Raw genomic sequence first — 11,270 nt, forward strand, 5'->3', positions numbered from 1 at the left:
ACGCCTGCATTTGTTCAAGCAGTCGAGCCGGGATGACCAAGCAGCATGATGCGGGCGGCACGCCCATACACCTTCCGGAAACGATCGCTCTGTTTCTGGATTTCGACGGCACGCTCGTCGACATTGCAGAGCGACCCGAATCTATCGTGGTAGAGCCGATGGTCCCGGGTGCTCTGGCGCGCTTGCGTGATCGACTCGAGGGCGCACTTGCCGTGATCAGCGGCCGTCCGCTCGCCTTTCTCGATGAGCGGCTCGGGCCGCAGCACTTCGATGCTGCCGGGATGCACGGGCTCGAATATCGCCTGCGCGGAGAGGCCAGGCCGTGTCGGCCCGAGGAGTACCCGGCCTTGCGCCGTGCCGTGGGCGATCTTGAGAAAGCGATCCAGCCGATCGGCGCTCTTCTCGAAGACAAGGGCTGCTCCGTTGCCGTCCATTGGCGGCTCGTCCCGGAGCGTGCGGACGAAGCCAGGCGCATCGCGCAAGCGGTGGCGACCGAGCTCGGCCCGGATTATCGCATCCAGTGGGGCAAGGCGGTCGCCGAAATTCTCCCGGCTGCTGCCGGGAAAGGGCGCGTGATCGAACGCTTTCTCGAAGAGCCGCCGTTCCGCGGGCGCATGCCGGTTTTCGTGGGAGATGACCTCACCGACGAGGATGGATTCCGGACCGTGAATGCCCGAGGCGGGGTCTCGGTGCGGGTCGGGGAGGGGGCGACAGTCGCTCGGGCTCGGATCGGAACGCCTGCGCGGCTGAGGCATTGCCTGTCAGCCTGGGCGGACGGCGCCCCGTTCTCTCTGGACCGGACCACGACCGGATGAGTTCGTTTCGCCCGATTCGTCAGTGAGAGGAGACTGTCTGAGCGCTCATGTTCCCGTTCCCCGTCCTCATCGGTGACATCGGCGGCACCAACGCCCGCTTCGCGGTGCTCGCGGAGCCGGATGGCCCGATCGAACTCCTCCCCCGTGCGCGGACGGCCGCGGCTCCCGATCCCGCCGAGGCGATCCGCACGGCGCTCGCAAGCTCGCGCTGCGCGCCACCGAGGGCCGCGATGATCGCCGTGGCGACGCGTGTGGACAGCCTCGCCATCCGGATGACGAACGCGCCCTGGATCATCGACGCCGCCGCGATCGGAACCGCTCTCGGATTGTCGCGGGTCGATCTCGTGAATGATTACACGCCCGTCGCCGCGAGCCTCATCGCCCTCGATGCCGAACGTGGCGATCTCGTGCCGCTTGGCGGTACCCCGCAGCAGGACGGCGCGCGGCTCGCGCTCGGGCCCGGAACGGGCTTTGGGGGATCGGTTCTCGTGCCGGTCGAGGACCGGTTCGCGATCCTCGCCACGGAGGCAGGGCACATGGAGTTCGGTCCCGCCTACCCGGACGAGTGGGCGATCTGGCCTCATCTCGAGCAGGTCCTCGGGCGCGTGACCGCCGAAGCCGTGATGTCGGGCCCTGGGCTGCTTCGCCTGGCCAGCGCTCTCGCTGCGAGCCGGGGGCAGAAGACGCCGTTCTCGAGGCCGAACGAGATCCTCGAAGCGGATCGGTCCGGAGATCCGCTCGCCCGCGAGGTGCTTCGTCTCTTTGCCCGGGCGCTCGGCCGCTTCGCCGGCGACCTTGCTCTCGCCTTCGATGCGGAAGGCGGTGTCTTCATCGCCGGGGGCATTGCGCCCCGCATGATCGACATTCTCCAGGAAGGCTCGTGCCGGGCGGCGTTCGACCACAAGGCGCCGCAGGATACCTGGACACAGAGGGTGCCGTTCTTCGTCATCACGCATCCGGAGCCGGCCCTGCTCGGACTTTCGGTTCTCGTCGCGCGGCCGGAGCGCTTCGTGTACCGCTCACAATCCTGGCGCCGCTGAGGCGCTTTATGCAGGCCGGACATGCGAACGGCCGCCCAAGGGCGACCGTTCCATTGTCAGCGGGGTCCTGAAGCTGGACCTGCGGCGATCAGGCGCCGCTCCTCTCGCGAGAGGCGAGATTCCAGGTCTTGCAGCCCGCAGGCCCTGCGAAACGACAATGAGACACTGGATCACCTCCTTTCGGTTGTTGACGACGACACCATATCTGGTGTGTGTGACCCGTATTGAACAGGGTTCGTGCTGCGACCCCTCGTCCACTTCGGTCTGATTTCTCCAAATTCGATCCTGTCCATGACGCCACTCCCGGATGCCGTCGAGCGCCGCCGCACTTTTGCGATCATTTCACACCCCGACGCGGGAAAGACCACGCTGACCGAGAAGCTTCTCCTGTTCGGGGGAGCGATTCAGCTCGCCGGCGAGGTTAAGGCCAAGCGCAACCGGATCTCGACCCGCTCCGACTGGATGGGGATCGAGAAGGAACGCGGGATCTCGGTCGTCACCTCCGTGATGACGTTCGAATACGGGGGCTGTGTCTTCAATCTCCTCGACACGCCGGGGCACGAGGACTTCTCTGAGGACACCTATCGCACGCTCACGGCGGTAGATTCCGCCGTGATGGTGATCGACGCCGCGAAGGGCATCGAGGCGCGCACCCGCAAGCTCTTCGAGGTATGCCGCCTGCGCGATATCCCGATCGTCACCTTCATCAACAAGCTCGACCGCGAGACGCGCGATCCGTTCGAGCTTCTCGACGAGATCGAGAAAACCCTTGCCCTCGATACGGCTCCCATCAACTGGCCGATCGGACGCGGCCGGAGCTTCGCGGGAACTTATGATCTCGCGAAGAACCACGTGCGCCGCATCGACACCGACGAGGCGCCGGTCGCGGTCTCGGGGCCGGATGACCCGATGCTCGCGGACCTGCTGCCGGATGGAGAACTCTCGACCTGGCAGGACGAGGTGGAGTTGGCACGCGAAGGCTGCCGCCCCTTCGATCTCGAGGCCTTCCGGGAAGGGCATCTGACGCCGGTCTTCTTCGGCAGCGCTCTGCGCAATTTCGGCGTACGCGACCTGATCGACGCGCTGGCATCCTACGCGCCGCCGCCGCGCGGGCAGGAGGCGGATCGCCGGACCGTCGAGGCAGGCGAGCCCAAGATGACCGGCTTCGTATTCAAGATCCAAGCGAACATGGATCCGAACCATCGCGACCGGATGGCCTTCATGCGGATCTGCTCGGGGCGGCTCGCCCGCGGCATGAAGGCGAAGCTCGTGCGCACCGGCAAGCCGATCAGTCTGTCGGCGCCGCAATTCTTCTTCGCCCAGGATCGCTCGATCGCCGACGAAGCCTATGCGGGTGACGTCGTCGGCATCCCGAATCACGGAACGCTGCGCATCGGCGACACGCTCACCGAGGGCGAAGACATCGTCTTCCGGGGAGTTCCGAGCTTCGCACCGGAACTCCTGCGCCGGATCAAGCTCACGGATGCCATGAAGGCCAAGAAGCTCCGGGAGGCCCTGCAGCAGATGGCCGAGGAGGGCGTCGTCCAGCTGTTCCTGCCGATGGACGGTTCGGGCGCCATCGTCGGCGTCGTCGGCGCGCTGCAGCTCGACGTTCTGAAGGAGCGTCTCCAGGTGGAGTACGGGTTGCCGATCGACTACGAGACGACGCGATTCACGCTCTGCCGCTGGATTTCCGCGGACAGCTCCGTGGAACTCGACCGGTTCATCGAGGCGCATCTGTCCGGCATGGCCAGCGACCTCGACGGCGCGCCGGTTTTCCTGGCGTCGAACGCGTTCTCGCTTCAATATGAGCAGGATCGCTGGAAGGCCGTGCGCTTCACGGACGTGAAGGACTATCAGCGCCAGGCGGAAGCGGCCTGATCGTTCAATAGGTCATCCGGCCGGGATGATGGGTAGCGAGCCGGCGCATCGAGAGATGCCCGGCTTTTCACGTCATGGGGAATGGCTTGCGAACTCCGCTTCGATCTGGACCGGCGGTTTACCGATCAATCCGCGATTAAATTAACTTTTCGTAAAAAAGTTATTTGGCTATGTCGAATGGCCGATTGCGATCCAAACATGTCTGCACCAAATTGCCGGCTAATTGCCTCGATTTTGATCGTCTGTTTGGGGAGACAGAATGGCGAAAGCAGCAATTGCGCTTGTAAATCAGCAGCCACTTCTTCTGAGAGGAGTATCGGCGTTTTTCGACACGAGGGAAGATTTCACGATTGTCGCGAATAGCATGTCTATTGCTGATGCGGTAACAATAACGGCGAAATACAACCCCAATGTAATCCTCTTCGACCTGGATGGCTCCGGCAAGGCCATCAAGGCGATATCCGAAATCGCGCAGCAAGGCCGGACCAGAATCGTCATCTTTACTCCGGTCACGAATGTCGAAGCCGCCGTTCGAGCCTTGGAGGCGGGCGCGGCGGCTTACGTATCGTCCTGGAACGCGCCCGACGAGCTGATGAGTGCCATCGAATGTGTCCTGAGAGGACAGACGTTCATTAGTCCGGCCATCGCTTCGAAGGTGATTGCCTCGCTGCGGGCGGCGTCACAAAAGAAATCTGCCATGAACTCGAAACGGCTTACCGTTCGCGAGGACCAGATCATATCCCTGCTGCTGAAGGGCAAGACCAACAGGGAAATCGCATCCCAACTCGGGTTGAGCGAGAGGACCATAAAGCACTACATGGGCCTGCTCATGCAGAAGCTCGACGCAAGAAACAGGCTCGAGCTCGCCCTCGCCGCAAAGACCTTCCAACCACAACACGCGCCCGTGTTCAATTAGGGGGGCCGGTCTGCCTCCAAATGGATGAGCCAGACCAGGATTGTGAGCCGTTTTCACGAGAGTGAAAACGGCTCTGAAGTTTTGCAGGGTCGCGACAGGATATGATCCCGTTGAGAGTTTCGTTGTCTCGTACCTATTGACATTCCAGCGTTTCCTCTCGTTGACCGATTTCCCAGAGCGGTTACGCGGCAGACCCACACCGTTGTTGCGAGCCGCAGGCGAGGAGAACCATCCTGAGACGGGTAGATTGCTTCACTTCGTTCGCAATGACGGAGTGGGCGTGAATACGCGAGGTGCACAGCCGGGAATGGAAATGGACGCCGGACCCACTGTGCAGTCTTTGCGAGCCGTCGGCACAGTGCACGCACAGCCCTTTCCGCCGCCTCCACCGTCATTGCGAACGAAGTGAAGCAATCTACCCATCGCCGCACGCGCTCCTGGATGGCTTCACTGCGTTAAAAATGAAAGGCAAAGTGGAAAAGGCATTCGCCGCATCCGCAGTGCTGTCACCTCGGGATAGGTGTTATCTCCGGTGACAGCGCATTCGATATCAGGAACGGCGCTGGGTCGAGCAGACCGAGGCGGCCTATACACGGTTCGTGGCGGGCTGGACGCCACGCGGCCACCGATCCGGACAGGTGCGCACGGGTGCTCCAACGGAGGAGCGACGATAGAGGCTGCGCGGCAGGAATTGCACCTCAAGCCCTGCTCTTTGCCATGGAGTCACCCGCGCGCCAGAGAAGAATACACCCGCTTCACGCAAAAAGCTCTTGTCAATTCACATCGGTCGTGAACCCGTGATCAACGGTGTGCCCATGGCGCACGCGGTCGAAAGCATGGCCTCTGATCCGAGGCCGACCTGTTGCTCATCGCGTCCATTCCGCCGGAAGCCCGGCTGCCATTAGCAGGCCTTCCGGGATCACTCCTCCCGGAAGGCCTTGGCGAACTGATCGGTCAGAGGCTTCGTCAGGTAGGTGATCGCGGTCCGCTCCCGCGTCGTCACGAACACCTCGACCGGCATGCCCGGCCTGAGCGGCTGCTCGCCAAGCTTCTCGAGCTCGTCCGGGGCAACCTGGAGGTCGGCCAGGTAGTGGACCGTGTTCGTCGCCGGATCGCGCGTGGTCGCGGCCGAGATATACACGACCTCGCCCTTCAGTTCGGGCGTGGTGCGCTGGTTGAACGCCGAGAACCGGAGCCTGGCGGGCTGGCCGACGTGGACCTGATCCACGTCCACCGGCGAGAGCTTCGCCTCGATCTTGAGCCTGGCCTTCTCCGGCACGATGGTTGCGAGGGTCTCCGCGGGGGTGATGACGCCGCCGACGGTGTGGACTGACAGCTCGTTCACGGTCCCGGAGATGGGCGCCCGGATGTCCGTCCGCGAGAGCCGGTCCTCGAGCGCGGTGCGGCGGTCGTTGAGCTCGGAGATCCGGGTTCCCACCGCGCTGAGTTCCTTCTGAGCCTCGGTCCGGGCATTCTCGTCGATCGAGATGATCTGCAATTTGACGCTGCTCGTCCGGGCACGGGCGCGGGCGATGCTTGCCTCGATCTCGCCGACCTTGCCCGTGAGACGGGCGAGGTCGCGGGTGATTCCGTAGAGCCGGGATGTCTCGATCAGCCGCTTCTCGGCGAGGCCCTTGAGCTTGTCGTGCTCCGCCCGGACCAAGTCGCGCTCGAGACCCTTCGCGGACTGCTGGGCCTGAAGGCCTTTGATCTCCTGCTCGAGCTGGAGGATCTCGGAGCGGAGTTGCTCCTTCTGGCTCTCGCGGTGCGTCCGGTTGCCCTCGAACAGCCTCGCCTCCCCATAGGCGACGAGATCGGCCTGCGTCACCGGGATGGCCTCGGCCGGCGACAGCGAAATGGCATCGAGCCCGTCGCGCTCCGCGACCAGCCTTGCCCGCCTGGCGGCGAGCTCGGAAAGCTGGGAGCGGACGATCGAGAGCTCGGCCCGGGTCTGCACGTCGTCGAGGCGCAGCATCACCTGCCCGGCCTCGACGAAGTCTCCTTCCCGGACCGCGATCTCGCTGACGATGCCCCCGTCCCGGTGCTGCACCAGCTTCAGGTTCCGGTCGACCTTGACGGTTCCCTGGGCAATCACTGAGCCGTTGATCTGGGCGATCGCCGCCCAGCCGCCGCACCCGACGACCAGCATTGCCCCCAGAAGGATTCCCGCGGTGACCCGGCCCCCCAGGCGAAAATCATCGCTGCCGTCCTCTTCGCGCCTGCTCATGTCCTCAACTCCCCAAATACCGTGGATTGCGGCAACAGGTGTTGCCGCGCCTATGCGTGCTCGACGATCACCAGGGCCTGCCGCCCTTCCAGGTGGATCGAGATCTCGTAGATGCCGTCGCGGTCGAGGTCGGCCTCGATCACCGTCCGGTCGATCGCCTCGGACTTCTCGTGCCGGAAGCGGATCCGTGCATCGTCCTCGTCGACCTTCTTGCCGTAGACGGCCTCGAACTGGTTCTCGAGCTTGTCGAAGACCTTCTCGAAGATGTCGAACTTCGACATCCTGATCCGGTCGCCGGCCTTGAAGTCGACGATCTCGTGGATGACCGGCGCGGGCGCACTCGCCTGGGGCGGGGTGGTGAACTCGAACAGGTCGTCACCCTCGCCGCCTTCGAGCACCACCGCGTCGGACCCGACGATGAAGTGATCGTCGCCCGATCCGCCGATCACGGTCTCGAAGCCGCTGATCGTGTCGTTGCCGATGTCGATGCCGCTGGCCGTCCCGGCGGCCAGGTCGACGACGATCCCCGCCTCGAAGGCCGAGTAGTCGAGGGTGTCGCAACCCTCGCCCCCGTCGTAGACGTCGTCTTCGCCGTCAGCCGCGGCACGGACGATGTCGTTCCCGGCCCCTCCCGACACGACGTCCTGCCCGGCGCCGTCATGCAGGCAATCGTCCCCGGCCCCGCCGTCCAGCGTGTCGTCGCCCGCGCCGCCGTCCAGCGAGTCGTTCCCACTCCCTCCGTCCAGCAGGTCATCGCCGCCGCGGCCGAGAATCCAGTCGTCGCCTGCGCTGCCCAGAAGGGTCTCGCTCCCTTCGCTCCCGGCGATCGTGTCGTCGCCCGATCCGCCGATCACCCGCTCGAAGCCCTCGATCGTGTCGTTGCCGATCTCGATCCCGCTCGCCGTCCCGGCCACGAGATCCACCTCGGCCCCGCACTCCGTGGCCGACAGGTCGAGCGTGTCGGTCCCGGCGCCGCCGTCGAAGACGTCGTCCTCCCGATCGAGGGTGACGACGACGTGGTCGTCCCCCTCGCCGCCCGAGACCGTGTCCCGTCCGGCTCCGTCGACGAGCACGTCCGCCCCGGCCCCGCCGTCGATCAGGTCGTTGCCGTCGCCGCCGATGATCAGGTCGTCGCCGTCGCCGCCGTACAGGACGTCATTGCCCTCGTTGCCCTCGATCAGGTCGTCGCCGGCATCGCCGTGGATGACGTCGTCGCCCGCCCCGCCGAACAGGCTGTCGTTCCCGTTGCCGCCGTGGATCTGGTCGTTGCCGGCGTCCCCGAAGATGACGTCGTCGCCGTCGTCCCCGAACAGCCGGTCGTCGCCGTTCCCGCCGGAGATCCAATCGTTCCCGGCCCCGCCGATAATGATGTCGTTGCCGTCCCCGCCGTGCAGGACATCGTCGCCCGCCCCGCCGACGATGTGATCGTCGCCGGCCCCGCCGTCGATCAGGTCGTTCCCGCCACGCCCGTAGATCAGGTCGTCCCCGGCCCCTCCCGCGATCTCGTCGGCGCATTCGGTCCCGACGAGGATATCATCGCCCTCCGTCCCGGCGATCGGTGGGTTCGCGACCACCGAGAAGTAGGCGTGCTGAACGACCGAGGCCTTCCCGTCCGTGACCTCGTAGGTGACGGTGACCGGGCCGAGGCCGTTCGGATCGAAGAGCCAGCCCGTTTCGCCCCAGGTGATGCTGCCGGACGAGACCGTCAGGTTGCGGACCGACAGGGCATCCCCGTCGGGATCCCAGGCATTCGCCAGGAGGTCCGAAAGGCCGATGAGCACGACCGCGCAGCCGAACGCATCGTGGAGATAGACGGGGCCGCTCGTCCGCGGCGCCCGGTTGACGGGATGCCGGGGATCCCCGTCGTCTCCGTCGTCTTCGCCGGGAGTGCCGTCCCCCGGGACTCCCCCGTCCTCGTCCGGGCGGGCATCAACGGGGTCTCCCGTGTCACGACCGGGATGGCCGTCAGACGGCTGTCCACCCGCCGGCCCCAGCCCCCCGGCTCCCGCATGGCCGCCCCGTCCGCCCCCTCCCGGGGCCACGTTGTCGTTCGCCACCGCCAGCGTGCCCAGGAACCGCGCGAGCCCGCTCACGTCGATGGGCTGGGAGAATCCCCGGGTGAAAGGCTCAGGGATATGGAGCGGCGGCGAGTCCACCAGCATGAACTCCGCCGACGGGAGGCGCTCGTCGAAGAACGTGCTGGAGCCGATCCGGCGCGGCTGACCCTCCGCGCCCGACAGGGCGGCGGTCCGGTTGACCGGGTCCGGCGCCGCCATGGCCATCCCGGTGTCGATGAGCCTCAGGCGCGGCGCCCCGTCCTCCTCCGGCTGGCCGGGCGCCGGATCCTCGGGGGGAACCCGGGTCCAGCCCGGAAGCGCGCTCTTCAGGTAGGCCGCGAGGCCGAACAGCAGGGCGCCGACCGCCAGGGGCGTCCGCGAGGGCTTGTCCTCCTTGAGCAGGTAACGCTCGCGGGAGGCGACCTCGCCCTTGCCGTCGTCGGTTCTCGTTCCCTTGACGTCGATAATCATGCCGGAACCCTCTCGGTTGCGATCGGCCTCGCACGGGGCACGGAGGCCGACGCGACCTCACCCGGCGGCGCGCGCCGCACGGTGCCCCCGATGATCTCCTCCTTCGACCCGAAGGCCGTCATGCGCCCGTTCTGGATCACCGCGACGAGATCGACCGCCACCAGGGCGCTCGGGCGATGCGCGATGACGAGGGCGATGCCGCCCCGGGCCCGGATGGCCTGGATGGCCTCCGTCAGCGCGGTCTCGCCCTCGGCGTCGAGGTTGGAGTTGGGCTCGTCCATGACCACCAGGAACGGATCCCGGTAGAGCGCGCGCGCGAGGCCGATGCGCTGCCGCTGCCCGGCCGAGAGCGCAGCCCCCTGCGGGCCGAGGCGGGTCCGGTAGCCTTCCGGCAGGCGCACGATCATCTCGTGGATGCCGGCGGCCTGCGCCGCCGCCACGATCGCCCGGGGATCGGCCGATGGGTCGAAGCGGGAGATGTTCTCCTCGACCGTCCCGTTGAGGAGCGACACGTCCTGCGGCAGGTAGCCGACGTGGCCCCCGAGCTCCTCCTCGTCCCACTGGGTGAGTTCGGCCCCATCCAGGCGGACGCTGCCCCGGAGCACCGGCCAGATCCCGATGAGCGCCCGCACCAGGGTGGTCTTGCCGCCGCCGCTCGGGCCGATGATGCCGAGCGCCTGCCCGGCCCTGAGGTCGAAGCCGACCTCACTGAGCAGCACCCGGCCGGAATCCGGGGCCGCGACCGTGATGCCCTCGACCTTGAGCGAGCGGTGCGGGGCGGGCAGCGGCATGGGCCGCTCGAGATCCGCGAGGGCGATCACCGTCTCCTTGAGGCGCCGGAACGAGTCGCGCGCGGCGACCGTGGCCTTCCAGTTGCCGATCGCGAGGTCCACGGGCGCAAGGGCCCGGGCGGAGGCCACGGAGGCCGCGATGATCGCGCCCGCCGAGAGCTCGCCCTGGATCGTCAGGTAAGCGCCGAGGCCGAGCACTGCCGATTGCAGGATCATCCGCAGCACGCGCGAGATCGCCCCGAAGCTGCCGCTGATATCGTTAGTGCGCGTCTGGAGCTTCAGGTGCTCGGCATTGGCGCGGTCGAACCGCCCGACGGCGCGGCGCGCCATGCCCATGGCCTTGAGGATCTCGGCGTTGCGGGCGTTCGAATCCGCGATCGCGTTGCGCTCGATCACCGCCTGGTGGGTCGCTCCGCTCCACCGCCGGGTCATGATCTCGGTGGTGATCGTGAGCAGCGTTAGGACGAAGGCGCCCCCGAGGGTCAGGGCGCCGAGCAGCGGGTGCAGGAGGTAGACGAAGACGAGGTAGAGGGGCATCCAGGGCAGGTCGAACAGGGCCACCGGGCCCTGGCTGCCGAGAAAGCCCCGCACCGTGTCGACGTCGCGGCCGCGCTCGAGGGCTTCGGCAGTCGAGAAGCCGAAGCGCGGCATGTCGATCGCGACCTGGTGGGCGAGCGGCGCGAGGCGCTTGTCGAGCCGCGCCCCGACCCGCACGAGCACCTGGGAGCGGATCACGTCGAACAGGCCCTGGAACAGGTAGAGGCCGATCGCCAGGGCCGAGAGGGCGACCAGCGTCGGGATGCTGCCGCTCGACAGCGCCCGGTCGTAGATCTGGAGCATGTAGAACGAGCCGGTCAGCGCCAGGACGTTGACGATGCCCGAGACCGAGAACAGGAAGACGACGATGCCCCGCAGGCCCTGCGTCATCCTCTCGGCCGCCTTCCGCTTCTGGGCCGACGTGAAGTTGCTGCCGCGCATCCGATCCCCCGTGCCGCCGTTCCGTGTGTCGATTGGTATTGGTGTTGAAGTTGGTGGCGGACGGGCCGGGTGGCCCGTCCGCGGTGGCGCCTCG

Annotated in this window: 7 protein-coding genes; 4 read left to right on the forward strand and 3 right to left on the reverse strand. The window is 66.5% G+C overall.

Annotation, left to right across the window (positions count from 1 at the left end):
• The first annotated feature begins 32 nt into the window (after positions 1-32).
• The 4 genes from otsB (at position 33) to BN1233_RS14610 (ending at position 4,652) form a co-directional block, all read left to right on the forward strand.
• Entirely contained in the window at positions 33-815 is a 783-nt protein-coding gene (gene otsB / locus BN1233_RS14595; RefSeq protein WP_046864285.1) for a trehalose-phosphatase, read from the forward strand.
• A gap of 104 nt (positions 816-919) precedes the next feature.
• Entirely contained in the window at positions 920-1,855 is a 936-nt protein-coding gene (locus BN1233_RS14600) for a glucokinase (RefSeq protein ID WP_425311717.1), read from the forward strand.
• Between the two features lie 291 nt (positions 1,856-2,146).
• Positions 2,147-3,736: a peptide chain release factor 3 gene (locus tag BN1233_RS14605; protein WP_046864577.1), complete on the forward strand. Its 1,590-nt coding sequence runs from the start codon at positions 2,147-2,149 to the stop codon at positions 3,734-3,736.
• A 259-nt stretch (positions 3,737-3,995) separates the two neighbouring features.
• Positions 3,996-4,652 carry a LuxR C-terminal-related transcriptional regulator gene (locus BN1233_RS14610; protein ID WP_046864287.1) on the forward strand — a complete coding sequence of 219 codons (657 nt, stop codon included), beginning with the start codon at positions 3,996-3,998 and terminating at the stop codon, positions 4,650-4,652.
• A 919-nt stretch (positions 4,653-5,571) separates the two neighbouring features.
• On the opposite strand, the gene BN1233_RS14615 is transcribed toward BN1233_RS14610, so the two are convergent.
• From BN1233_RS14615 to BN1233_RS14625, 3 genes are read right to left on the reverse strand one after another with little or no spacing between them, the layout of a single operon-like run.
• Positions 5,572-6,879: an HlyD family type I secretion periplasmic adaptor subunit gene (locus BN1233_RS14615; RefSeq protein ID WP_046864288.1), complete on the reverse strand. Its 1,308-nt coding sequence runs from the start codon at positions 6,877-6,879 to the stop codon at positions 5,572-5,574.
• Positions 6,880-6,929: 50 nt separating this feature from the next.
• The gene (locus tag BN1233_RS14620) at positions 6,930-9,407 is read right to left on the reverse strand and encodes a calcium-binding protein (RefSeq protein WP_052763799.1); all 2,478 of its coding nucleotides are present in this window, start codon (positions 9,405-9,407) and stop codon (positions 6,930-6,932) included.
• Positions 9,404-11,176 (reverse strand): type I secretion system permease/ATPase, encoded by a 1,773-nt coding sequence (locus BN1233_RS14625; RefSeq protein ID WP_046864289.1) that lies wholly within the window; start codon positions 11,174-11,176, stop codon positions 9,404-9,406. Before BN1233_RS14625 ends, BN1233_RS14620 begins: the two co-directional genes overlap by 4 nt.
• Positions 11,177-11,270 lie beyond the last annotated feature (94 nt).

Origin of the sequence: Microvirga massiliensis (assembly GCF_001006805.1) — a bacterium.
In the GTDB taxonomy this organism is placed as follows: Bacteria; Pseudomonadota; Alphaproteobacteria; order Rhizobiales; family Beijerinckiaceae; genus Microvirga; species Microvirga massiliensis.